Source organism: Globicatella sanguinis (assembly GCF_002847845.2).
GTDB classification, from domain to species: Bacteria; Bacillota; Bacilli; order Lactobacillales; family Aerococcaceae; genus Globicatella; species Globicatella sanguinis.
The window spans coordinates 2,116,206-2,142,286 of the sequence record NZ_CP126962.1; the positions used below are offsets into that span (position 1 = coordinate 2,116,206).

The 26,081-nt window shown below is 32.4% G+C and carries 23 protein-coding genes and 1 pseudogene; 23 read left to right on the plus strand and 1 reads right to left on the minus strand.

Annotation, left to right across the window (positions count from 1 at the left end):
* Window positions 1-9: 9 nt before the first annotated feature.
* The 20 genes and pseudogenes from CYJ72_RS09395 to CYJ72_RS09485 all read left to right on the plus strand — a co-directional run bounded on the left by CYJ72_RS09395 (window position 10) and on the right by CYJ72_RS09485 (window position 21,493).
* On the plus strand, window positions 10-1,062 hold the full coding sequence (locus tag CYJ72_RS09395) for an ABC transporter ATP-binding protein (protein WP_284629557.1): 1,053 nt from the start codon (window positions 10-12) through the stop codon (window positions 1,060-1,062).
* On the plus strand, window positions 1,059-1,943 hold the full coding sequence (locus CYJ72_RS09400) for an ABC transporter ATP-binding protein (RefSeq protein WP_284629558.1): 885 nt from the start codon (window positions 1,059-1,061) through the stop codon (window positions 1,941-1,943). Before CYJ72_RS09395 ends, CYJ72_RS09400 begins: the two co-directional genes overlap by 4 nt.
* Window positions 1,944-2,146: 203 nt before the next feature.
* The gene (locus CYJ72_RS09405; RefSeq protein WP_284629560.1) at window positions 2,147-3,313 is read left to right on the plus strand and encodes an IS256 family transposase; all 1,167 of its coding nucleotides are present in this window, start codon (window positions 2,147-2,149) and stop codon (window positions 3,311-3,313) included.
* Between the two features lie 298 nt (window positions 3,314-3,611).
* Window positions 3,612-4,340: a YveK family protein gene (locus CYJ72_RS09410; RefSeq protein WP_284629562.1), complete on the plus strand. Its 729-nt coding sequence runs from the start codon at window positions 3,612-3,614 to the stop codon at window positions 4,338-4,340.
* Between the two features lie 7 nt (window positions 4,341-4,347).
* On the plus strand, window positions 4,348-5,082 hold the full coding sequence (locus tag CYJ72_RS09415; RefSeq protein WP_284629564.1) for a CpsD/CapB family tyrosine-protein kinase: 735 nt from the start codon (window positions 4,348-4,350) through the stop codon (window positions 5,080-5,082).
* Window positions 5,083-5,084: 2 nt separating this feature from the next.
* Window positions 5,085-5,849: a tyrosine-protein phosphatase gene (locus CYJ72_RS09420; protein ID WP_284629566.1), complete on the plus strand. Its 765-nt coding sequence runs from the start codon at window positions 5,085-5,087 to the stop codon at window positions 5,847-5,849.
* Window positions 5,850-5,872: 23 nt separating this feature from the next.
* On the plus strand, window positions 5,873-6,709 hold the full coding sequence (locus CYJ72_RS09425; RefSeq protein ID WP_284629568.1) for an LCP family protein: 837 nt from the start codon (window positions 5,873-5,875) through the stop codon (window positions 6,707-6,709).
* A gap of 107 nt (window positions 6,710-6,816) precedes the next feature.
* Window positions 6,817-8,595, plus strand: coding sequence for a polysaccharide biosynthesis protein (locus CYJ72_RS09430; protein ID WP_284630899.1), 1,779 nt, complete (start codon window positions 6,817-6,819; stop codon window positions 8,593-8,595).
* A complete protein-coding gene (locus CYJ72_RS09435) occupies window positions 8,595-9,713 on the plus strand; it encodes a DegT/DnrJ/EryC1/StrS family aminotransferase (protein WP_284630900.1) in 1,119 nt (372 codons plus the stop codon). Before CYJ72_RS09430 ends, CYJ72_RS09435 begins: the two co-directional genes overlap by 1 nt.
* Entirely contained in the window at window positions 9,713-10,318 is a 606-nt protein-coding gene (locus CYJ72_RS09440; protein ID WP_284629570.1) for a sugar transferase, read from the plus strand. The genes CYJ72_RS09435 and CYJ72_RS09440 overlap by 1 nt, the downstream gene beginning before the upstream one ends.
* A 150-nt stretch (window positions 10,319-10,468) precedes the next feature.
* Window positions 10,469-10,714, plus strand: a pseudogene (locus CYJ72_RS11605) (GNAT family N-acetyltransferase); the annotation flags it as partial.
* 72 nt (window positions 10,715-10,786) lie between these two features.
* On the plus strand, window positions 10,787-11,755 hold the full coding sequence (locus CYJ72_RS09445) for an ATP-grasp domain-containing protein (RefSeq protein ID WP_348651924.1): 969 nt from the start codon (window positions 10,787-10,789) through the stop codon (window positions 11,753-11,755).
* A gap of 5 nt (window positions 11,756-11,760) precedes the next feature.
* Window positions 11,761-12,963 (plus strand): glycosyltransferase family 4 protein, encoded by a 1,203-nt coding sequence (locus tag CYJ72_RS09450; protein WP_284629572.1) that lies wholly within the window; start codon window positions 11,761-11,763, stop codon window positions 12,961-12,963.
* A 17-nt stretch (window positions 12,964-12,980) separates the two neighbouring features.
* Complete coding sequence (locus tag CYJ72_RS09455; protein ID WP_284629574.1) at window positions 12,981-14,021, plus strand: polysaccharide biosynthesis protein; 1,041 nt, start codon at window positions 12,981-12,983, stop codon at window positions 14,019-14,021.
* 1 nt (window position 14,022) lies between these two features.
* Entirely contained in the window at window positions 14,023-15,132 is a 1,110-nt protein-coding gene (locus CYJ72_RS09460) for a capsular polysaccharide biosynthesis protein CapF (RefSeq protein ID WP_284629576.1), read from the plus strand.
* Window positions 15,133-15,249: 117 nt separating this feature from the next.
* On the plus strand, window positions 15,250-16,425 hold the full coding sequence (locus CYJ72_RS09465; RefSeq protein WP_284629578.1) for a glycosyltransferase family protein: 1,176 nt from the start codon (window positions 15,250-15,252) through the stop codon (window positions 16,423-16,425).
* On the plus strand, window positions 16,422-17,552 hold the full coding sequence (wecB, locus tag CYJ72_RS09470) for a non-hydrolyzing UDP-N-acetylglucosamine 2-epimerase (RefSeq protein WP_284629580.1): 1,131 nt from the start codon (window positions 16,422-16,424) through the stop codon (window positions 17,550-17,552). Before CYJ72_RS09465 ends, wecB begins: the two co-directional genes overlap by 4 nt.
* Window positions 17,545-18,795, plus strand: coding sequence for a glycosyltransferase (locus tag CYJ72_RS09475; RefSeq protein WP_284629581.1), 1,251 nt, complete (start codon window positions 17,545-17,547; stop codon window positions 18,793-18,795). Before wecB ends, CYJ72_RS09475 begins: the two co-directional genes overlap by 8 nt.
* Entirely contained in the window at window positions 18,792-20,027 is a 1,236-nt protein-coding gene (locus CYJ72_RS09480; RefSeq protein WP_284629583.1) for an O-antigen ligase family protein, read from the plus strand. Before CYJ72_RS09475 ends, CYJ72_RS09480 begins: the two co-directional genes overlap by 4 nt.
* Window positions 20,024-21,493, plus strand: coding sequence for an oligosaccharide flippase family protein (locus tag CYJ72_RS09485; protein WP_284629585.1), 1,470 nt, complete (start codon window positions 20,024-20,026; stop codon window positions 21,491-21,493). The genes CYJ72_RS09480 and CYJ72_RS09485 overlap by 4 nt, the downstream gene beginning before the upstream one ends.
* Before the next feature lie 106 nt (window positions 21,494-21,599).
* On the opposite strand, the gene CYJ72_RS09490 is transcribed toward CYJ72_RS09485, so the two are convergent.
* Window positions 21,600-22,958: an ISL3 family transposase gene (locus CYJ72_RS09490; protein WP_284629587.1), complete on the minus strand. Its 1,359-nt coding sequence runs from the start codon at window positions 22,956-22,958 to the stop codon at window positions 21,600-21,602.
* A 280-nt stretch (window positions 22,959-23,238) separates the two neighbouring features.
* Here CYJ72_RS09490 and CYJ72_RS09495 point away from each other — a divergent pair, with 280 nt between their 5' ends.
* The 3 genes from CYJ72_RS09495 (at window position 23,239) to istB (ending at window position 25,803) form a co-directional block, all read left to right on the plus strand.
* Window positions 23,239-23,469, plus strand: coding sequence for a hypothetical protein (locus CYJ72_RS09495; protein ID WP_284629589.1), 231 nt, complete (start codon window positions 23,239-23,241; stop codon window positions 23,467-23,469).
* 94 nt (window positions 23,470-23,563) lie between these two features.
* Window positions 23,564-25,081: an IS21 family transposase gene (gene istA, locus CYJ72_RS09500; RefSeq protein WP_047186307.1), complete on the plus strand. Its 1,518-nt coding sequence runs from the start codon at window positions 23,564-23,566 to the stop codon at window positions 25,079-25,081.
* Window positions 25,081-25,803: an IS21-like element helper ATPase IstB gene (istB, locus tag CYJ72_RS09505; RefSeq protein WP_066125666.1), complete on the plus strand. Its 723-nt coding sequence runs from the start codon at window positions 25,081-25,083 to the stop codon at window positions 25,801-25,803. The genes istA and istB overlap by 1 nt, the downstream gene beginning before the upstream one ends.
* Window positions 25,804-26,081: the final 278 nt, after the last annotated feature.

The window sequence follows — 26,081 nt, forward strand, 5'->3', positions numbered from 1 at the left end:
GTGACGAACATGAATGAACCGATATTGAGTGTTAAGAATTTACAAATTAGTTTTAAAACCTTTGCTGGTGAAGTACAGGCTATTCGTGGTGTGAGCTTTGATTTGCATAAAGGGGAAACATTAGCGATTGTGGGTGAATCAGGTTCTGGTAAGACGGTCACCACCCGTTCCATTATGGGGCTATTAAGTAAAAATGCCATCATCAAATCAGGAGAAGTCATATTTAATGGTGAAAATCTATTACAATATAAAGAACGTCAAATGCGAGACATTCGCGGAACGCAAATTGCGATGATCTTCCAAGACCCGATGACCTCATTAAATCCGACCTTAACTATTGGCCAACAGATTATGGAAATCTTAACCAAACAAAGAGGCATGTCTAAAAGTGAAGCCATCGAAGAAACGATTGAATTATTAACTTTATGTGGTATTCGTGACCCTGAAGCCAGATTAAAACAATACCCTCATCAATTTTCAGGAGGGCAACGTCAACGGATTGTGATTGCGATTGCTTTAGCGGGGGACCCCGAGATTTTAATTGCGGATGAACCAACGACAGCACTAGACGTGACGATTCAAGCTCAAATTATTGAGTTATTAGAAGAAATTCAACGTCAAAAAGACATGTCCATTATTTTTATTACCCATGACTTAGGGGTAGTTGCGAATGTGGCAGACCGTGTAGCCGTGATGTATGCTGGTAAAATCGTTGAAATCGGAGGCGTGGACGATATTTATTATCACCCACAACATCCCTACACGTGGGGCTTATTAAGTGCCATGCCGACACCAGACCAAAAAGGTGAGCTCTATGCGATTCCTGGCACGCCACCGGATTTATTAAATCCACCAAAAGGTGATGCTTTTGCTTTAAGAAATGAGTATGCATTAGCGATTGACTTTGAAAAGGAGCCACCAATGTTTCAAGTGTGTGATACCCATTACGCGGCCACTTGGTTATTACATCCTCAGGCACCTGAGGTCACACCGCCACAAAATATTTTAGATCGTTATGAACATTATCGTTGCGAATGTCAACAAGGAGGCAGACAGTCATGAAAAAAGAACCACTTGTCCAAGTGAAATATTTAAAACAATATTATGATGCGGGCACTCCTAATGAAGTCAAAGCAGTCGATGATGTTAGCTTTGATATCTATAAAGGCGAAACCTTTGGGTTAGTCGGCGAATCCGGTTCAGGGAAATCAACCATTGGTCGTGCGATCGTCAATTTATATCAACCGACCGATGGTGAGATATTTTTTAATGGCCAAAGTAATCAAGAGCGTCGCTCATTAAAGCAAAGACGCTTATTCAATAAAGAAGTTCAAATGATTTTCCAAGATCCTTATGCATCATTAAATCCGCGCATGAAAGTACGCGATATCATTGCTGAAGGGATTGATGTCCATGGCTTAGCTCATAATGAGAAAGAGCGTCATGATCGGGTGAATCAATTATTAGAAACCGTTGGACTTAATATTGATCATGCGACACGATATCCTCATGAATTCTCAGGGGGCCAACGTCAACGGATAGGGATTGCGAGAGCTTTAGCCGTCGAACCACAATTTATCGTCTGTGATGAGCCAATATCAGCCTTAGATGTGTCCATTCAAGCACAAATTATTAACCTCTTAGAGCAATTACAAGCTGAAAGAGGCTTGACCTATCTATTTATCGCCCATGACTTATCAATGGTTAAATACTTCAGTGACCGTATTGGCATGATGTATCGCGGTAAATTGGTTGAATTAGCCGATGCGGAAGAACTCTATGCCAACCCACAACACGCTTATACGCAAAGTTTATTATCAGCGATACCATTACCAGACCCTGATTATGAACGAGAGCGTCAACGCATTATCTTTGATGAAACTAAGATTGACTTACAAAGTGAAATGATTGAAATTAAACCCAATCATTGGGTAAAACCATAAATAATAAAAAATAATCAGCACGCCAAGTTAATTCTCATTTAACTTGATGTGCTGTTTTTGTTATCTAATTTATGAAGAAAGTTAACAGTTTCGCTAGAAAATTTGATAGAGTCCATATAATTGTGTAAAAAGAAAGGGTCACTTATCCCTCCATAACTGGTACAATGTTTTTAGGAAAAATAAACAAACCAGGAGGAATTAAAATGACCCAAGTACATTTTACACTGAATTTAGAAGAAATTCAAAACTTAATTGACGTAGAAGTCAAAGACAACATAGCTAAGAGTATTCTAACCAAGGTTTTTAATCAACTGATGGAGAAAGAACGGGATGAATACTTAGATAACGAAGCCTATCAACGCGATCCCAATAGAATGACTTATCGTAATGGCTATTACAATCGTGACTACACAACAAAACTCGGAACGTTAAACCTCATAGTGCCAAGAACAAGAGATGGCAAGTTTTCAACAGAAATCTTTGAACGCTACCAAAGAAATGAAAAGGCACTTCTGTTAACCATGCTTGAAATGTATATCCAAGGTGTCTCTACAAGAAAAGTTTCGAAAGTCATTGAAAATTTATGTGGGAAAACCTATTCTAAATCATTTGTCTCTTCCCTTACGAAACAACTGGATGAAGAGGTTCGACAATGGCGTCATCACGATTTAAGTTCTGTCCAATACGCTTACCTAGTGGTGGATGTTATTTATATAAAAGTAAGAGAAAATCATAAGGTTGTATCCAAAGCTTGTCATATCGCAATCGGAATTAGTGAAGAAGGAAAACGAAGACTCCTCGGTTTTGACATCAGTGATGGCGAAAGTGATTACTCTTGGTCTCGCTTCTTTAACTACTTAAAAGAAAGAGGCCTAAATGGCCTTAAAATGGTTATATCTGATGCACACACGGGTCTAGTAAAAGCAATTAAGGAAAACTTCCTGAATGTTTCTTGGCAAAGATGTCAGGTTCACTTCTTAAGAAATATCTTAGCTAAAATACCGAAAAAAGAGACCAGAGAATTTAAAGAAGACATCAAGGCACTGTTTCGTATTCAGGATATTAAGATTGCCCGCATCGTTAAAAACGAACTTTTTAAAAAATATGAAGGAGAAAAGAAATATCAAGCCAGCTTAGCGATTCTTGATGAGGGATTTGAAGACGCCTTTACTTATCTTAACGAATCGGTTGTTCATCCTAGACTTAAAAGTACCAATTGTCTGGAACGGTTAAATGAAGAGATTAGAAGACGGGAAAGAGTCATTCGGATTTTCCCTAATGTTGAATCCGCTTATCGCTTAATCGGAGCAATGTTAATCGATCAAGACGAAGAGTGGCTAACAGCAGATAGAATATATATTCAAATGTAATTCATTTTTTGCCCTTCAACATTTTAATTGCTTCTAAGAACCTGTCAAGGGTCGCCTTGCTTTCCCCCTTGACAGAACCCTGCCAGCAATTAGTTGATCGTTAAGGCAAAAAATGGAATAAAAAAATGTGCTAGTTATTTTTACACAATATTATGGACTTGACTGAAAATTTAACGAAAAAATAACGAAAAACGCTTTAACTAAAAGAAAAGGCTAGATTCTATTGCATAACCTAGTGAAACACGATAAAATAAAATGGATAAAAACTATCTCAAGCAAGAGATTTTGGGAGGCCATTATGCAAGAAGAAATTAGTCTAAAAGATTTATTTAATATTGTGAAAAAACACTTATTTAAAATCTTAGCATTCACATTAATTGGGGCAATTTTGTCCTTAGTATTTATGAACTTTTTTGTAGATCCAAAGTATGAGTCAGAAGCACAATTATTGGTCAATCAAAAAAGTACCGAACAACAAACGATTAACTATAATGAGATTCAATCAAATATTCAGTTAATTAATACGTATCGTGATGTCATTCGTAGTCAACAATTATTAACGCAAGTTAGTGAAAATATTGGGGAAGCATATACAACTGGCGAATTGTCAGATGCGGTATCGGTTAATCAACAAACCAATTCACAAATGTTTACCGTTAAAGTAGTGCTAGATGACCCAACTGCTGCACAAAATGTATTAGCCAATATTACGACTTTATTTGACCAAACGTTAAGATCAATCTATGAAGCCGATATATCCAATATTTATGTCTTACAACCAGCTTCATTTAATGCTAAACCGGTGTCACCAAGTGCCATTCGTTATCTAGCGATTGGAACGTTAATTGGTCTAGCATTAAGTATTCTTTATATCTTAATTGCCGAGATGACTGACAACACCGTTAAAGATGTCGAATTCTTACAACAATTAGGTTTAACTAATTTAGGTGAGATTAATATTATTTCAGATCGTGATGCTAAAAATGCCCGTTTAAGTCAACGTGGAACGAGAAGAGTAAAGGAGTAATTGAATAATGTTTGGAAATAAACGTAGAAAAAAAGAAAAAAACTTACAAAAACAACAAACTTTAGGTGCCCCTTTAATCGCTTATAACAATCCTAAATCTATCCATGCGGAACAATTTAGAACGATTCGTACTAATATTGAATTTGTCAATATTGATAAACCCGTGCAGTCGATGATTGTGACTTCTAGCATTCCAGCCGAAGGTAAGTCGACTATATCATCTAACTTAGCCTATGTGATGGGGGCAACCGAGAAAAAAGTATTAGTCGTTGATGCCGATATGCGCAAACCAACCATCCATCGTACTTTTGCTTTAAACAATGAAAAAGGTTTATCAACCTTAATCTCACAACCGGAGATGAAGTTTAATGAAGTAGTGCAATACAGTCCTGATTTAAATCTTTATTTTATGCCGGCTGGACCGATTCCACCGAATCCAGCTGAATTATTAACTTCAGCACGGATGAACAGTATTATGGAAGAATTAAAAGGTTATTTTGATTTAATTATTTATGATACCCCCCCAATTAGTGCTGTAACCGATGCTCAAATTATGGCGACGAAAGTGGATGGGGTCGTCTTAGTGGTGCGTGAAGGTTATGTCACTAAGGAAGAATTACGTAATTCAAAAGCGGCCTTAGATAATGTCAATGCACGTATCTTTGGATATGTCTTAAATGGTAAAGAATTATCAGATTCTTCCGGTTATTATGCTTATTATGGTTATGAAGAAGAGGCCTAAAGATGTTAGTAGATATTCATAGCCATCTTTTACCAGGGGTAGATGATGGCGCCAAAGATATTGAAAATTCAATAGAATTAGCACAAGTTGCAGTGAGTGAAGGTGTCGAGCATTTAATCTTGACACCTCATCATTATAATAACCAATATGTCAATCATAAATATGATGTCATAAAAGCAACTGAAGACTTACAAAAAATCTATGATCGAGCGGGGATTAATCTTAAAGTTTATCCTTCCCAAGAAATTCGCATTCATCATGATTTATTAGATAATATTTTGTATAAAGACGATTACTTATCATTGGATGCGCGAGGCAAATATTACTTAATTGAAATGCCAACCAAAACGGTTCCAGATTATGCATTAGATTTACTTAAAGAGATGATCCAGCAAGATATGGTGCCCGTTATTGCGCATCCAGAACGCAATCATGCTTTTGCTAAAGATATCCGCTTATTATATCAATTTATTGAAGCAGGCTGCTTATCACAAGTAACCAGTCATTCATATATTGGCTTTTATGGAGAAAAGTTACGCAAAATCAGTCAAGAGATGATAGAACATAATTTAATCCATATCATCTCTTCAGATGCTCATCATTTAGAATATCGTCCCTTTAATATGCAGAAAGCTTATGAGCAAGTCGAACTTGATTATGATTCACGATTAGCTGAATATTTCAAAAGGAATGCTGAAGCGGTGTTTAATGGTGATGATATTGTAACGATGCGCCCGAAAAAGAAAAAGCGCTTTGGCTTATTTTAAAAGATCAGAAATGAAGTGATTAGATGAACAAACGATTGGCTTATTTATTTGTTGTATTTATTAGTATGATTTTTTTTAATAATCAAACTGTATATGCCACTGAAACACCAGTAACGCCAGAGCCGATGTCCGTGCTATTATTAGGCATCGACACCGGCTCTTTAGGCCGTACTGAAGTAGGACGTAGTGATGTGATAATGGTGATGACTCTAAACCCAAATACTAATCACATCACCTTAACCAGTATCCCCCGTGATACCTATGTTGAAATAGTGGGTCAAGGCAACATGGATAAAATTAATCATGCATATGCCTTTGGTGGGATTGAGATGTCACGCGCAACAGTTGAAGAATTCTTAGACATACCAATTGAACATTATATGGCAGTCAATATGGCTGGCCTATCTGAATTAATTGATCAAGTAGGTGGCGTTGAAGTCATTCCACCAACCACTTTTAGTATTAGTGGCTATCACTTTGTAGAAGGACAAGCGATTACCTTAGATGGGGAGATGGCCCTAGCTTATGTTCGAGAACGCTATACCTCCGGTGGTGATTATGGCCGCCAAGCAAGACAAAGACAATTGGTGACCGCTGTCATTCGGCAAATCAGCAACAGTAAAAATATTTTTAATTTAAAAAATATTTTCTATTCATTAAACGAAAACATTAAAACGGACTTTGATTTCATGACATTGATGGGGTTATATAAAGAGTTTAATGATTCTGCCGGTAATGTTACGACCTATCAAATCAGTGGTTATCCACAAATGATTGAGAATATTTATTATGAAGTACCAGATGCGGAAGTATTAGAAGATATAAAATACGCCATACAAAATGAGCTGAATAAGCAATAATTCTATATTAATTGGGAGATGAGAAAGTGGAAGAAAAGCGAAACCATGATAATCTATTGATAACTTTAGTGGGGAGACTATCAAGAAATCAACGATTAGCCATTTGGATGTTGGGAGACTTATTGGCCTTTATTTTAGGGACAATCGTTTCAATGATTATTTTATGGGACATTATTAAACCTAGTAATTTATTATTAATCGCTTATACTATCTTGAGCTTTTTGTTATTTGCCATTATTGGGAATCAAACAAAAATATTGGGACAAATTAACCGTTATTTAAATATTAATGATTTATTAAGCATCTTTTTCCTAACTTGTGTGGCTCAATTATTAACGAGTATTGTGATCGCTGTTAGTTATCAATGGTTTTCATTACGTTTCACTTTATTATCGATGATTATTGCTGGGGTGCTTACTTTAGCTATCAGAGTATTATGGCAGCAATTATATTTAGGTCAGAATAAGGCTGAAACAATCTCAAAACCTAAAACAAGAAAAGTCATTGTCATGGGGGCAGGTGATGGTGGTTCCTATTTTATGGATTCCTACAGACGGAACCCCGTTAATATGGAAGTCATGGCGGTGTTAGATAGCAATAAATCGAAGCATGGACAAGTCATTGGAGGCGTAACGATCTTAGGAGATTTGGATAAACTGCCTGAATTAAAAGCACAAGGGGCAGAAGAAGTGATCATTGCGATTCCTTCTTTGAGTTCTAAAGCCTATGAAGAGATTTTAACTGAATGTAATCGTCTAGGCTTAAAAGTGTATAAGATGCCGAAAGTAGAGGATGTTATTCAAGGGGTGATTCGTCCGAATCAAAATTTACCTAAAGTCGAGATTACCGACTTATTAGGTCGTGATGAAGTGAAATTAGATGAGACTTTATTACGTAAGGAATTAGAAAATAAAACGATTTTGGTGACTGGTGCTGGTGGTTCGATTGGGTCAGAGATTGTCCGTCAAGTTTCAAGATTTAATCCCCGTAGAATTTTATTATTAGGTCATGGCGAGAACTCCATTTACTTAATTTACCATGAGATGTTAAAACAACAAAAGATGATTCAATATGTACCGGTGATTGCGGATATTCAAGATAAAGAACGTTTATTACAAATTATGCGAGATGAACAACCGGATATCGTCTACCATGCGGCAGCACATAAGCATGTTCCATTAATGGAAATGAATCCAATTGAATCTTATAAAAATAATATTTTAGGGACTTACAATGTAGCGACTGCGGTTCATGAGACCGGTGTGAAGAAAATGGTGATGATTTCAACCGATAAAGCAGTCAACCCACCGAATGTAATGGGTGCTTCAAAACGTGTAGCTGAATTAATTATTACTGGGATTGCCCAACAAAGTGAGTCAATCTTCTGTGCAGTGCGTTTTGGTAATGTCTTAGGCAGTCGTGGGAGTGTGATACCCGTGTTCACTAAACAAATTGCAGAAGGTGGACCGGTTACCGTCACCGACTTTAGGATGACGCGTTATTTTATGACGATTCCAGAAGCGAGTAAATTAGTGATTCATGCTGGGGCGTTTGCACAAAGTGGCGAGGTCTTTGTCTTAGACATGGGTGAGCCGGTTAAAATTGTCGATTTAGCTAAGAAATTAATTTTATTAAGTGGTTACTCTGAGAATGAAATTGAAATTGTTGAATCAGGTATTAGACCTGGAGAAAAATTATTTGAAGAGATTCTACTTGATGGTGAAAAAGGTGATCGACAAATCGAAGGTAAAATCTTTGTCGGCAATGTGGCCAGAAGACCTTTATCTGAGATAGAAGCATTTATTAAGGAATTACAAAAAGATAATCCACAAAAATTAAAAGAAACAATTGTCAACTTTGCAAATTCACATGAAGGAGAGAATTAATAATGAATGAAAGAATCTTTTTATCATCACCCCATATGAGTGACGAGGGCTATGAACAAGAATATATTAAAGAAGCTTTTGATACTAATTGGATTGCTCCATTAGGACCAAATGTAAATGGTTTTGAAGAAGAATTAATTGAAATGACCAATGGTGGTCATGCTTTGGCTCTATCTTCTGGTACTGCTGCGATTCATTTAGCTTTAAAAACTTTAAACGTTGGCCAAGATGATATTGTATTCTGTCAATCATTAACCTTCTCGGCATCAGCCAACCCAATTATCTATCAAAATGCTACACCAGTCTTTATTGATTCAGCTCCTGGAACCTGGAATATGGATCCAGAAGCCCTAGAAGAAGCTTTTACCAAATATAAGCCAAAAGCCGTTATAGTCGTTCATTTATATGGACTTCCAGCTGAAATTAAGAAAATAAGAGCGATTTGTGATAAATATAATACACCATTAATAGAAGATGCAGCCGAAAGTTTAGGGTCAACTGTGGATGGAAAATGGACTGGAACTTTTGGAGATTTAGGTATTTTTTCATTCAATGGTAATAAGATCATTACAACCTCCGGTGGAGGAATGTTAGTTTCTCAAGATAAAGCTAAAATTGATAAAGCGCGTTTTTGGTCAACACAATCACGTGAACCTTTCAGACATTATGAACATAAGGAAATTGGATATAATTACCGTTTAAGCAATGTTTTAGCGGGGATTGGTCGCGGACAGTTGAAAGTGTTAGCTGAACGCGTAGAAAAAAAACGTTCTATTTTCCATGCATATCAGGAAGGATTAAAAGATATTGATGAGATTACATTTATTCAAGAAAAAGATGGAGAACACGCAAATTATTGGCTAAGTGGAATTATTATTAATTCTGAAAAAGTTACTCCGAATATGCTTATCGATGCTTTAGAAAATGAAAATATTGAATCCAGACCAGTATGGAAACCAATGCACTTACAACCGTTTTTTGAAAAATATGATTTCATAGGTAAAGGCGTGGCCGAAGAACTATTCAATAAAGGAATTTGTTTACCAAGTGATTCGAAAATGACTGAAGAACAAGTTCAAGCGACTATTAAAGTAATACGATCTTTATGGAGAATGTAATGAGAGTTAAAAGTATATATGAGAAACATGGAAAAAGAATTTTTGATATCTTTATTTCAACAATTTCATTGTTGATTTTACTTCCTTTATTTATATTAATTTCAATATTAATAAAATTAGACTCTAAAGGAACAATTTTCTTTTTACAAGAAAGATTGGGTCAAGATGGAAAACCTTTTAATATAATTAAATTCCGTACAATGGTAATGGGAGCAGAAAAAATTGGTGATGGTCTTTCTATCAAAAGTGAAAATGATTCTAGAATTACTAAAGTTGGTAATTTTTTAAGAAAAACTAGTTTAGATGAATTACCTCAGTTGATAAACGTATTCATGGGCCAGATGAGCCTAGTGGGCCCAAGACCTCCAGTACCTTATCATCCATATAACGGGATTAAGTCGTATCCTGAAATAGCAAAAACTAGGTTTGATGTAAGGCCTGGAATCACAGGGTTAGCACAAGTTACTGTGAGAAATTCGGTAAGTTGGGATGAAAGAATTAAGTTTGATGTTCAATATGTTCAAGAACTCAGTTTATATAATGATCTGAGAATAATTATGTTAACCATTAAAAAAATATTCAATTCTGAAAATATATATAATTAGGTGAAATATGAATTATATTATTAATAAAGAGAAAATAAGTTTAACTAGAGTGGTTAATTTTTTAGAAAAGATTAATAATGATTTTCCAATACCACTTTCAGAAAAGGTAAATTTACTAGATTATGGGAAAAATTACTTTCAAAAGGAAAGGTTATTTGTTGCGAAAATGATGATAAAGAAATAATAGGATTGGTCGCGGGTTATACAAATGATTACGAGACCAAAGAAGCCTATATATCTGTGTTAGGTATAGATAAAGATTTTAGAGGGCAATCAATTGCGACGTGTTTACTTGAATTGTTCTTTGCAGAAGCTTTAGATAACGAAATGGAGTATGTCTATTTACATACACATTCTTCAAATGAATCTGCCAAAAATTTATATGAAAAACTAGATTTTAAGGCGACGGTTATTGATAGTAATACTCTTAAGTATATGAAGAAAATATCAACTACGAAAGGTAAAAATATGAATATATTATTATTAAGTGTAGGTACCAGAAATAAAATTGTACAGTATTTTAAAAAAGAGTTTAATGGATTAGGAAAAGTGATAGCAACTGACATGAGTTTAAATGCTCCTGCTATATATGAGGCTGATAAATTTTATGTAGTACCAAGTATAAATGATAAAAACTATATGAATGTGATATTAGAAATTTGTGAGACTGAAAATATCTCTGCAGTTCTATCTTTAATAGACCCGGAACTTTCAATATTATCTAAAAATGGTCAAAAATTTGCTGATATAGGTGTGAAAGTAATTGGATCATCATATGAAGTATGTGAATTAGCATTGGATAAATATAAGATGTATAAGTGGTTAATAGAAAATGATTTTAATACCGCTAAGTCTTATTTAACATTAGAAGAATTTATGGAAGATTATGAGAAAAAATTAGTGGATTTTCCAGTAATAATAAAGCCTGTTAAAGGAAGTGCTAGTTTAGAAGTTGCGAAAATTGATGATATAGATTATTTAAAATTTATCTGTAGAAGACATGAAGATATGATAATTCAAGAATTTTTAGTTGGTGATGAAATTGGAGCAGATGTATATATTGACTTAATTTCAGAAGAAGTTGTTTCTATTTTTACTAAAAAGAAATTAAAAATGAGATCCGGAGAAACAGATAAGGCTGTTTCAATTAAAAACGATGAATTAAATGAGTTAATAATTAATTTCGTAAATAAATCAGGATTTAAAGGTCAAATTGATATTGATGTATTTAATGTAGATGGAAAATATTATATTTCAGAAGTTAATCCAAGATTTGGTGGTGGATACCCACATGCATATGAAAGTGGAGTTAATCATATATCCTTAATCAAAAATAATCTACTCGGGAAAGTGAATAAAAAAAATATAGGTAATTACAATGAAAATAATTATATGATGAAATTTAATGAGGTTTATGTAATTGAAAGGGAATGCTAAAAGGAATGAATATACTTTTTTTAACAATTGGTAAAATTGATTCCTTTGATACAAGTGGTTCAATTTATACCGATTTAGTCAGAAAATTTAGGGATGAAAACCATAATGTATTCGTCGTACATCCTTTAGAAAAAAGATTACAAAAGCAAACTGTTTTTGAAGAAAAGGACAATGTATATTTTTTAAGAGTAAAAACAGGAAATATTACTAAAACATCTTTTATTGAAAAAGGAATATCAACATTAAGATTAGAGAAACAATTTATTAGTTCTATTAAAAAATATTTATCAGATGTTCAATTCGACCTAGTCCTCTATTCAACACCACCGATTACCTTTAACAATGTTATAAAATATATTAAATTAAGAGATAATGCAATATCGTATTTATTGCTTAAAGATATATTTCCACAAAATGCTATAGATTTAAAAATGTTTTCAAAAAACTTAATGATTTACAAATATTTTAGATTTAAAGAAAAGCAATTGTATTTAAACTCAGACGTAATTGGCTGTATGTCAGAGGAAAATAAAAACTATATTATAAAAAATAATAAAAATATTGAAGATAAAGTAGAAATAAATCCAAATAGTATTCGAATTGAAGAATATAATCAAATGGATAATATTGAAATTGAAAGCTTAAAAAGACAACTAAATATTCCAATGGATAAATTGATATATCTATACGGAGGTAATTTAGGAAAACCACAAGGAATTGATTTTTTAATTGATGTAATAAAGAAAAATGAAAACAATAGTAAGCATTTTATACTAATAGTTGGAACTGGAACCGAGTATACGAAGTTAGATAATTATTTAAAAGTAAATAAAATAAATAATACAAAGTTAATTGATTTTATTCCGAAAAAAGATTTTGATAAAATTGTTAAGTTAGCAGACGTTGGTTTGATTTTTTTAGATTATCGATTTACAATTCCAAATTTTCCATCACGATTGTTGACATATCTACAAAATAAACTACCTGTATTAGCAGCAACGGATCAAGTTACTGATATTAGAGACACTATCAAAAAAGGAAATTTTGGTTACTGGGTTTCTAGTAATGATTCAGAAAAATTTATTCAAACAATGAATAAATTCGATATACCTGAAGTTCGAGAAAAATTAGGTGATAATGGTTATCGTTATTTAAAAGAAAATTATGATGTTGAAGTAACATATAATGCAATAATGAGACATTTTTAGAAGAAAAGGAGTTTAATATGTTCAAAGATAAAACTTTATTGGTAACTGGGGGTACTGGTTCATTTGGAAATGCAGTATTGGATCGTTTTTTAACCTCTGATTTAAAAGAAATTCGTGTATTTTCACGTGATGAATTAAAACAAGATAATATGCGTCACAAATATCAACAAGAATATCCTGAGTATAGCGATAAATTAAAATTTTATATTGGGGATGTTCGTGATATTAATAGTATTCGTAATGCAATGCATGGAGTTGATTTTGTTTTTCATGCTGCTGCGTTAAAACAAGTTCCGTCTTGTGAGTTTTTCCCAATGGAAGCAGTTAAAACGAATGTTATTGGTACCGATAATGTATTAACAGCTGCAATTGAAGCAGGGGTTAAAAAAGTTATTTGTCTCTCAACAGATAAAGCAGCTTATCCAGTTAACGCAATGGGTACTTCTAAAGCTATGATGGAAAAAGTAGTCGTTGCCAAGTCTAGAACAGTTGATCCAGAAAAAACAATGATTTGTTGTACTCGTTATGGAAATGTATTAGCTTCGCGTGGTTCGGTTGTTCCTTTATTTATTAATCAGATTAAGGAAGGCAAAGATTTAACTGTTACAGACCCGTCGATGACTCGTTTTATCATGACATTAGAAGAGGCTGTTGATTTAGTTATCTATGCTTTTGAAAATGGTCAATCAGGAGATATAATGGTACAAAAAGCACCTGCATCGACGATTGGAGATTTGATGGAAGCAACTCGTCAATTATTCAATGCAGATAGTGAAATGAAAGTTATTGGTATTCGTCACGGTGAAAAGATGTACGAAACTTTATTAACGAATGAAGAATGCGCTAATGCGATCGATATGGGGAATTTCTATCGTGTTCCAGCAGATAAAAGAGACTTGAATTATGATAAATATTTTACAACTGGAGATGAAGAAAGAAATCTCTTAGAAGAGTTTAATTCAAATAATACTGAATTAATGACTGTAGAGGAAATTAAGGAAAAATTACTGACAGTACCATTAGTGAGTGAAGAATTAGCAAAATGGGAGGAAAAATAAAATGAAAGTATTAGTGACGGGAGCAAAAGGCTTCGTTGGTAGAAATTTGGTCGCAGATTTATCTAGACAAGAAGATATTGAAATATTTGAGTTCGACCTTGATACTCCGAAAGAGAAATTAGTACAATGGACAAAAGAAGCTGATTTTGTTTTTCATTTAGCTGGTGTGAACCGCCCAGAGAAAACAGAAGATTTCATGGAAGGTAATTTTGGTTTTACTTCAGAATTATTGGATTTATTGATTAAACATGAAAACAAAGCTCCTATAATGCTTTCATCTTCTATTCAAGCTTTAAGAGATAATCCCTATGGAGAAAGTAAAAAAGCTGGAGAAGATTTATTATTTAAATACTCTAAAGAGAACAATGTGCCCGTTTATGTCTATCGTTTTTCAAATCTATTTGGTAAATGGTCAAAACCTAATTACAACACAGTAGTGGCAACATTTTGTCATAATATCGCACGTGATATCGAAATTCAAATTAATGATCCAAAAGCAGAAATTGAACTATGCTATATTGATGATGTTATTAATGAATTGAAGTTAGCTCTTAAAGGTGAAGGTCATCATGAAAACAATTATTACTATGTTCCAACTTTACATAAAGTCTCTATTGGAGAATTAGCCGATTTAATTAAATCCTTTAAAGAAAGTAGAAATAACTTACTTGTTCCCGATATGCAAGATCCTTTCAGTAAGAAATTATATGCAACTTACTTAAGTTTTTTACCGGAGGATGATTTTTCATATAACTTAAAGATGAATGTTGATCAACGTGGTTCATTTACTGAATTTTTAAAGAGTGATGAACGAGGACAAGTATCAATTAATGTAGCTAAACCTGGAATTGTAAAAGGACAACATTGGCATCATACTAAAAATGAAAAGTTTTTAGTTGTTTCCGGTGAAGGAGTCATTCGTTTTAGAAAAGTAGGAGAAGATAAAGTAATTGAATATCCAGTTTCCGGTGAAAAATTAGAAGTAGTAGATATTCCAACTGGTTATACACATAATATCGAAAACACAGGAAAGACTGATATGGTAACTGTTATGTGGGCCAATGAGATTTTTGACCCTAATAATCCAGATACTTTCTATGAGGAGGTTTAAAAATGTACTTTGCAATTTTTTTTAAAAATATTATAGATAAAGTAGTAAAAATAAATAGAAATTTCATTTTGAAAGATTATAATTTTGTATTTAATTTTTCTTTTGAGGTAATATAATATGAGTAAACTTGCAATCGTAGTAATTGCTTTTAATAGACCAAAATCTTTATTGAGATTATTAAATTCCCTTAATCAATTAGAAAGAGTAGATGTTGATTTACCTTTATTTATCAGTATAGATAGAAGAGAAGGAATAGATAATCATAAAGTACTAAAGGTGGCGAATGAATTTGAGTGGAAATATGGTTCGAAAACTATTAAATTATATAGTGAGAATTTGGGATTAAAAAAGCATGTTCTTAAATGTGGGGAAATATTAGACGATTTTGATGCTCTTGTAGTTCTCGAAGATGATTTATTGGTATCAAAAAATTTGTTTTCTTATGTTAAACAAAGTGTTGAATTTTATAAAGATAATGACAATATTGCTGGAATATCGTTGTATAATCATGAATGGCAAATGTTAGCTAATAGGCCATTCGAACCAGTAAAAACAAAATACGATGTGTATTTAATGCAATATGCTCAATCTTGGGGCCAAATTTGGTTAAAAAATCAATGGAATGAATTTATAGAATGGTATAAAAATAATGATGGAAATTTTAAAAATGAATTAATACCAAAAAATGTAAGAAATTGGCCTGATACTTCATGGTTGAAGTTTCATATAAAGTATATTATTGAGATGAATAAATACTTTGTTTATCCATATTTTTCATTTACAACTAATTTTACGGAACCAGGTCAACATAATAAAAAGCTTGATACAAAATATCAAGTTAAATTAAGTAATGAAAGATATAAAGATTATCAGTTTGGAATGGTAGATTCTGAAATAAGTAAATACGATGCTTTTTTTGAATATGAAAATTTAGTTAGTTACTTTCCAGAAATAGATAATAAAGATTTAACTATTGATTTGTTTGGCACAAAAGAAGATAGTAAAACAAGATATATTTTAACTACAAAAATACTGAAATTTAAAATTATTAAATCTTATAAACTTCAATTAAGACCGCATGAAATGAATATAATCTATGGTATTCAAGGTTCTGATATTTTTCTTTATGATAAATGTAAAGATTCAAATTTGAAGATGAATAATCGATATCAAATTTGGAGCTATGATAATAAGTTAAAATCATTAGAAGATATAATTAATACAATTAAGTATATTATGTTAAATTTCAAAAAAGTAAAAAGCTATTTAAAAAATAGAAGAGGTAAAAAATGAAAAAATTAAAAGTAATGACAGTTGTAGGAACTAGGCCGGAAATTATTCGTTTAGCGGCAGTTATTCAAAAATTAGAAGAATCTGAAGCAGTAGAACATATTATTGTTCATACTGGACAAAACTATGACTATGAACTGAATGAAGTGTTTTTTGCAGATTTTGGATTAAGAAAACCTGATTTCTTTTTAAATGCTGCAGTTGGAAGTCCAATTGAAACAATCGGTAATATTCTTTCAGCAATTGATCCAATTTTAACGGAAGAAAAACCTGATGCTTTTCTTGTATTAGGGGATACTAATTCTTGTTTATGTGCCATTGCTGCTAAACGTCATCGAATCCCAATTTTCCATATGGAAGCAGGGAATCGTTGTTTTGATCAACGTGTGCCAGAAGAAACAAATAGAAAAATTGTCGATCATACCGCTGACATTAACTTAACTTATAGTGATATTGCTAGAGAATATTTATTACGTGAAGGATTGCCTGCTGATCGTGTTATTAAAACAGGAAGCCCAATGTTTGAAGTACTAAATTCTAAACTAGATGATATTAAGAAAAAAGATGCATTAGAAAAGTTAGGTCTTAAAGAAAATGAATATTTTGTTGTTTCAGCACATCGAGATGAAAATATTAACTCAGAACGTAATTTCTTAAATTTAGTTGATACTCTAAATACTATTGCCGAAAAATATCAAAAGCCTGTTATTGTTAGTACACACCCACGTACGCGTAAAATGATTGAAAACAAAGGAATAAAATTTCATGAATTAGTACAATTAATGAAACCAATGGGATTCACAGAGTATAATCAATTACAATTGCATTCCAAAGCAGTTTTAAGCGATAGTGGTACCATTAGTGAAGAATCATCTATTATGGGATTCAAAGCGTTAAATATACGTGAAGCCCATGAAAGACCAGAAGCGATGGAAGAAGCTTCAGTTATGATGGTTGGATTAGAAAAAGAAAGAATTCTTCAAGGTTTAGCAATCTTAGAAACTCAAGAAGTAGGAACTCTACGCCAGGTAGCAGACTATAGTATGCCAAACGTATCGGATAAGGTTTTAAGAATCATCTTGAGTTATACAGATTATGTTAATAGAGTGGTGTGGAAACGATATGGGTAATAAAGTAAGAAAAAGAATACTTTTTCTTGGAGGAATGTATATTGAGGATAATAAAAATATTTTTGTAAAAAATAGTAAAAGAGGGATAGATATTGCTGCAGATTTATTTCAGTGGCGCCTTTTAAATGGTTTATCAGATAATGAGAATGTTGAAAAAATCACTGTAGCTTCTGTTCCTTTTATTCTACCATTTCCGAAACTAAACAATCTAAAAAAAATTAGAAGTTATTTCGAAATTATAAATTCTAAATTATCAATATACTCTTTAAAATTTAATAATTTAGTTTTATATAAAAATTTATCTAGATATTTTTCTCTAAGAAAATTTATGACTGAAAATAAAGAAATAATAAACGAATCAGATACATTATTGGTTTACTCATTGCATACTCCATTATTGAAAGCTGCTTTATTTGCAAAAAAAATTAATCCCAAAATTAAACTTGTAGTTGTTGTACCAGATTTGCCTGAATATATGGATTTAAATCAACGATTTATTAAAAAGGCTTTTAAGAAAATTGATAGTAAATTAATTTATAGTATAGTAACTAAATTTGATGGTTATATCCTTTTAACTGAGCAGATGAAACAAAAATTAAATTTAGGTAATAAACCTAGTATAATTATTGAAGGAATAGCTATGCCTACAAATAACAAGCATAATTCAATTGAAATACTTGATAATAATTATACTAATATCGTATATACTGGAGGAATTTCAAAAGAATATGGAGTAATTGATTTAGTAAATGGTTTTCATCAAATAAAAAATGAAAATATTCGTTTAATCATTTGTGGATCAGGAAAAGATGCTGGTTATATTGAAAATTTATCTCAACAAGATAATAGAATTGTGTATCTGGGACAAGTTGATAACACCATTGCCGTGCAGTTACAAAATCATGCCGATATTCTTGTGAATCCAAGACCGAATATAGGAGAATATACTAAATATTCTTTTCCATCAAAAACAATTGAATATTTAGCTGCTGGAAAAATACTCATCGCCAATAAACTGGATGGAATTCCTTCAGAATATGATGAATATATTTATTATATTGATAAGATGAATAATGGATCCTTTAAAGAGGCTTTAATAGAAGTAATAAGTTGGTCAGATGAAGAAAGAGATAAGTTTGGTAAGAAAGCCAAAGATTTTATTCTAAAAAATAAGACTCAAAACATAGTAACTAGTAAAATATTGAAATTTATTGATGATATAAACATGGAGGTTACAAAATGAATTTAGGAAAAAAAATATATAACACTCCATTCATTGTTTTTTTATTATTAACATTTTTATTTTTATATGCGTTAAATAATGCTTTTATAATAATATTAATACCTATAGTTTTTTTGCCAATCCTATTATTGGATATAAAAAATCGTCGATTTAGTAAAAAATTTATAGTTATTTTTTTGAACATCTTATTTTTTTCAGTAGTTTTTGCATTTTTTACTAGACTTTATTTACCAGATATTGGTAGTAATATTGTATTGCAGGTATTAATTACACCACCAATATTTACTTATTGTGGTTATATATTTCCCAAAAACTCAATTAATGAAAAAAAATTCATTTTTTATGGAATTGTCATAATTGCTTCAGGACTAACATTATTTTGTTTTCTTTCATATTTAAAAACTTTAAGAAATTTCGGAACTATAAGTGCAGCATATAGATCTTTTGGTTCTAGACGAATGTTACAATCTATATGGTCTAACCAACCAATAGCTGCTACAGGAATAAATGTTTATCTTTCTTTATCTTTAGCTTTATTTCCAGTTTGTTTGATGAAATTTGATAGGTCTTTTTCCTTTTTTGAAGAAAGATTAATAAAAATTTTAGTTACAATATTATCATTACTATCTATTTTTTTAGTATTAGAAATTGGAAGTAGAACAGGTGTTCTTTTATTTTTTAGTGTTTTGTTTATCTTTTTCTTAACAAAACTAAATTCAATAAAAAGTTTACTCAGTTTTCTTATCAGTATAAGCATTGTACTCCTTTTTTTAGTAATAGTATATTTTAATAATGAAGAAATTGTAAATAATATTTGGTTAAATTCATCATTTTATAATCGTTTAATAAATGAAGGAATCAACAACGATGCCAGAATTAATGCATGGAAAATTTCGTTAGATAATTTTTTCATACATCCTTTTGGTGGTAGAGAGTTTGAAATACCACTAAAATATGTTCATAATCTGTGGTTAGATGTTCATTATGATGTCGGAATTATAGCTTTAACTCCATTAATAATCTTTTGTATATATTCTTTAAAAGATTTATTAAATAGAATAATTACTTTGCCTAAAGATGTTCTGACTCAATTATTTATTGGAGTATTTATTGGACTTTATTCGGTATTTATGTTGGAGCCTATTCTTCAAGGATGGATTATCATATTTAATATTTACTGTTTTTTTGTTGGTAATTTACGATGTATTATTGAGGTTGATGAGAAAAAATGAAAAAACAAAATTCACTTAAATTAAATTCTGTATATAATTTTTTGTATAGTGGAATTAATATTGTATATCCTTTAATTGTCGCTCCATATGTTTCTAGAGTGTTGGGGGCTACTAACCTTGGAAAAGTTAATTTTTCAAGTAATTTAGCTGAATGGTTTATTATTTTAAGTATATTTGGAACAAATATATATGGTGTAAGAGAAATATCACGTTCAAGAGATGATAGAAATAAATTAAGTAAAACATTTTCAGAATTAATATCAATAAAATTAATTATGGCTTTTCTTTCATGCATCTTAATTTTTATATCTATCTTCTATATTGAATTTTTCCATGAAGAGAATGTATTACATAAAATTGTTATGATGAATGTATTTTTAAGTGTATTGAATGTTGATTGGTTCTTTCAAGGTTTAGAAGAATATCATTATATAACTATCCGAAGTTTAATAATTAAAACCTTTACAATTTTATTAATTTTTTTATTTGTAAAAAATAGGGATGATTACACAAGATATGCTTTGTTAAATATGTTGTCAATTAGCGGTAACGGAATTTTAAACTATTTACATTCAAGAAAATTCGTAAAAATCTCTTTTAATAATATGACATTAAAAAAACATATTAAACCTTTATTCACATTTTTTGTTACTAATTTTATAATCAATATCTATGCGAGTGTAGATTCTACAATTTTAGGTTTTTTATCAACAATCAATAATGTTGCATTTATTACAAGAAGTAAAACAATAGTAAGATCAGCTGCAACAGTTGCTGATTCAATTTCAGGTGCAACAATGTCTCGAGCTGCATATTATTCAGATTTGAATAAAGAACAATTTTATTTACTTCAATCAAAAGTTCAAAAAATGATTCTATGGATAAGTATCTCTTTAATGTTTGGTATTGCTTCTTTATCAAAAGAACTAATGTATTTACTAGGAAGCGTTGAGTATTCGTATTTCAGCTCATTAGTAATTTTGTCATCACCTGTTGTTATATTTTCCCCACTTTCTGCTTATCTACAGAGACAAATACTCGTACCTTTAGGTTTAGAAAAAGAGGGACTTAGGGCATCAATTTTCTCAAGTTTTGTAAGTTTAATTTTGAATATATTAATGATTAAAGTATATGGTGTGTATGGAGCTGCAATCACATTGTCAATTTCTGAATTTTTGGCTTTTTTTATAAGATATTTAATTATTAATATTAAGTATAAACTTAAAATTTATCTTTTTGATATAATAGTTTTAAGATTTTTATCTGTTGGAATTTTAATGTTCATAGTTATAATATTATTAAAAAGAATACTTATGTTTTCTGTTTTAATAGAGTTTTTAATCTGTGTTATTGTGGGTATAATTTGTTACGTTGGTATATTGTTATTTTTTAAAGACAAAACAACTATGGAGATATTTAAATTTATAAAAAGCATTATATATAAGTTTCTTCCGTTAAAAAAGTAATTATATAGTGTGTGTATGGCAAAATAAAAGGCTCTTTGTCAAATGGTGTGGGTCACGGAATTTTTGGTCGTTCAACACAATTGTGTTGAACGGCCGTTTTTTCTAATTAAGCGGTTTTCTTTGTCTTTGATTCTTTTTCTTGACTAAAATATAAAGGGCGATAGTCTTGGTTTGTGCAGTTCTTACTTAACAAAATATAGCGTGCTCTTAATCTTAAACGTCTAAAATTAGTATAACCATGTCCTGTTCGTTTGATTGTTTTAATGATATTATTGGTTGCTTCCAGGTGTCCATTTGACAATGTGACGGTTAAAGCATTGGTAATATACTCTTGATAGCGTGTAATCGTGTTAAACGCTGTACGAATCACTTGACGATAGGAATATTTTTTTATTTCTTGAAGTTCATAATGAAACAATTCGACATCGTGTGTCATAATGGCATATTTGAAATCATTTATTTTTTCATAGGCATTTCTAAGCCCTATATCAAGCGAAAGTAGATATTCTACCATCATTTTTTCAGTCACTAATCCATCGAACAGGCGATGGGTTTGATAATTCTCAAAATCTAGATCTTCTCGGTTTTTAAGAAGTAATTTCCATAATTTTTTCAACTTATTATAATCACATTTCGAGGGTTTCTTTTTATATTGATTCATTACTTGAATCCTTAGGTTGTTAAGGGCTCTATTGAGTAATTGAATGATATGGAACCGGTCAATCACAATCTTAGCACATGGGAACAGTGTCTTTATCATGCTAATAAAGGGAAGATTCATGTCCATCGTAATCCATTCAACTTGACGGCGTACGTCCAATGGGAAACGGAAAAAATGTTTTTTGATATCCGCTTGTTGACGACTGTCTAATAAATCTAATATTTGGTGAGTAGAAGCATTGGCATAAATAAAGGACATTTCTGCTTTACATGATTTGGTTGTACGTAGTTCGTCAAATGATAAAGTGGTTGGCAGGGTATTCGTTTGTGGTTTCATCTGCGTTTCCAAGGAATCGAGTACTCTAAAGACCGTACTAATGGATACATAGGTATTTTTAGCAATCAGTGAAGCAGATTGTACGAGTCTCAATTGTTCTTTTACGAGTTGTTTTTGTAAGTTAGAAATCTGACAATTTGGCTCTACTAAATTGGTTTGTGCCATAAAGGTTTTCTTACACGCTTTACATATAAAACGTTGTTTTTTTAGTAGAATTAATTTAGGACAGGCAAGAGAACAAGCATATTTTACTTTTACTTGCTTAAAGCCATGCTTCAAAATAGAGTTATTAATATTTTTTTGATGACAGCAGGGGCAAGCCACTGGGTCATAAGAAAGCTTAGCAGATACAGTCTGGTAAACGACACCGTTCAATGTAATGGAATCTTGATCCAAACATCCTTCAATAAAAGTGATATTAGGGTCTGTTATTTCAAGTAATTTTCTGATATCATCTGAATAGGTCATGTGAGTTCCTCTTTTCTAATAGTTTAGTCGCTAATTAGATTATATCGGAATTCCATGACTTTTTGTATTGATTTATAAAGGTGTGAATGAACAGAGTCATTTCTATAAATCCACACCAAAAAGTATAGAGCCAAATAAAAGTGCAGAGCTTTGCAAGTAAAAAATGCAGAGTCCTGCACTAATTTTGTGCAAAAAAATAGACTTGCCAGTCACCCCAAGTCCCGCTACATTAATTGTGTCGAAGCAATTTTGTAGTGGAGGTTAAGAGAGGATGCTAGCAATGTCTGATATTAATTGTATCAAAAAGTTAAGAAATGAAAAAGGTCTTTCGATCTCTGAGATTCAAAGGGTTATGAAAATAAATTGGAGAACTGCTAAGAAGTATGCGGATGAAGATCAAATACCGCAGGAAAAAGTATTTGAAAAGAAAGGAATGATGTATGAGGAGAAATGGTGTTTATGGCAAACTAAAAATGTAGGTTATGGCACTTCTTTTATGCATGTCCTATAGGGCCATGCATAAAAGAAAAAGCCACTTGCTAACAACTCAATAATTAACTACACTTCCTGTTGGACCCATTATTCTGGCAGGAGGTAGATTAGGAGTGTTAGAAGTGACTGAAATTAATTATATCAGACAACAAGTGAACGGAAAAGGGCATACATATGCAGAGGTTGCGAGAAGAACAAATAGAGACCCAAGAACCGTACAGAAATATGCGGATCTAGATGAATTCCAACCTGAATTGAAAGGAAGGAAACATCAACCCTCTCCGGTTATGGATCCGGTGAAAGAGATTGTGGATCAGTGGTTGAGGGAAGATTTGAAGAAGAAAAAGAAATATCGGAGAACTGCGAAGCGTATTTGGGAGTTATTAAAGGAAGAGTGTGGATTTAAAGGTTCAGACCGAACGGTGAGAGCATATGTCTCTAAGCGGAAAATAGAATTACTTGAAGAGATGGAAGCAAACGATGAGGCAGCTCTTCCGTTAGAAGCAAGTCCAGGGGATGCCCAGGTAGACTTTGGAGAGGCACCGTTTAAGGTAGAGGGAGAAGTCATAGAACTTCCGTATCTGGTTATGTCTTTCCCGTACAGTAATGCATTTCTGGTTCAGGTGTTTGAGTCCCAGAATCAAGACTGTTTCTTGGAAGGCATGAAACGATTCTTTCATCACCTTGGGGGTGTACCTAGAAGAGTTCGTTTTGATAACTTATCACCTGCGGTGAAAAAGATTCTTCCTCATGGAAGACGTGAACTGACGGAGGGATTTGAAAGGTTTGTCTTACACTACGGTTTCGAATATGAATTTTGTAATCCAGGTTCAGGGAATGAAAAAGGTCATGTGGAAGCAATGGTTAAGTATGTTCGTAATAATTTCTTCTTACCAGAACGAAGAGTATTTCAATTAGACGAATTCAATACCAAGTTGTGGGGAGAAGCTGAAAAAGATCGTCATCGCCAACATTATGAGAAAAAGGAAGAAATCAGTAAATTATTCGAAGAAGATAAGCATGCATTTTTACACTTACCGGCCAAGGAGTATAGTTGTGTACGCTATGAAACTTTGAAAGCTGATAAATATGGGTTTGTCCAAGTGGATACAAAAAAATACTCCACTTCCCCACGTTACGCAAAACAAAAAGTCTTGGTGGCAATCACATATGATCAAGTTACTATCCTTTCGGATAGATACGAAAAAATTGTAAGACATAACCGAATCTACGGAAATGCATCAAAATCAATGGTATGGCAACCCTACCTATCTCTTATGGCCACAAGGCCAACAGCTTTGAAATATACGACGTTCTATGGCCAATTACCGGAACGCTGGCGAAGCTATTTGAATGAATGCACCGTTGAGGAGAAGAAAGAAGCTCTCAAACTATTATCAACATTACTGAAAGAACATAGTTTAGAAAAGGCAACAGAAGCGTTGGAGATAGCTTCTAAAAGGAGCCATCCATCTTCCGAATCAATCAAACAGGTTTTCCATCAACTTATTCACGGGCGAGGTTATCGTGATACGTTGGAGATGAAGCCTAGCATCCCAGTCATGCCAGTCGCTGAGCGAGGGATTAAGAAATATGATGTCTTCTTTTCCTCTGAAAGGAGGCAGGCATAATGCATGAAATGATTCAGGAGTACGCAAAGCGATTAAAACTCAGCTGGATTCGTGAGAATTTCCATACGGTGAACATAGAAGATCCTCAACAATACTTATTAACACTTTTTGAAAAGGAAGTGGAACAGCGTGAGGAGCGTAAGATAAACCTATTATTCAAAACGGCAACGCTGCCGAACGTGTCTGGTAATCCTTTTGATTGGACAGATATTCAATTGGGTCAGGGGTTAAGTCAAGAATCGGTATTAGAAGGAGAATTTATCGAGGCAAAGGAAAATATGATTTTTTATGGTGGAGTAGGTGCAGGTAAAACCTACCTCTCTACGCTCATAGGAATCAATGTCATACAGAAGTATGGCAAGCGAGTGAAGTTCTATACCGTTGCTTCATTGGCAAATGAGCTGTTGGAAGCGAATGAAAAAGGTACGTTGACCAGGCTGTTTAACAGAATAGATAAGCTTGATCTATTAATATTAGATGAGCTAGGCTATATTCCATTGCATAAGCAAGGTGCAGAACTACTGTTTCAAGTGATATCTATGTGTTATGAAAAACGGAGCATTATCATTACTACCAATCTTCAATTCGGACAGTGGAACCATGTCTTTGGCGATCCGATTCTAACGGAAGCCGTAGTGGATCGCCTAATCCACCACTCCCACCTCATTCTGTTTGGGGGTGAAAGTAAACGAATGAAAGAGTCTATGATGATGAAAAATTAGAGGTTGGCAAGTGGTTTACAAAAAGGGCTGCCGTTTCATACATTTTACACTTGCCAAATACAGAGAAATGGGGTGAAATCGTATCAGAGTGGCTATTTGAGGATTCGAAATTAAAGAGAAAGTCCAGAAGGACAAAGAAGAGTATTTTTGAAGAATTACAGGATTTAGTGTTTATGGCAAACTAAAAATGTAGGTTATGGCACTTCTTTTATGCATGTCCTATAGGGCCATGCATAAAAGAAAAAGCCACTTGCTAACAACTCAATAATTAACTACAC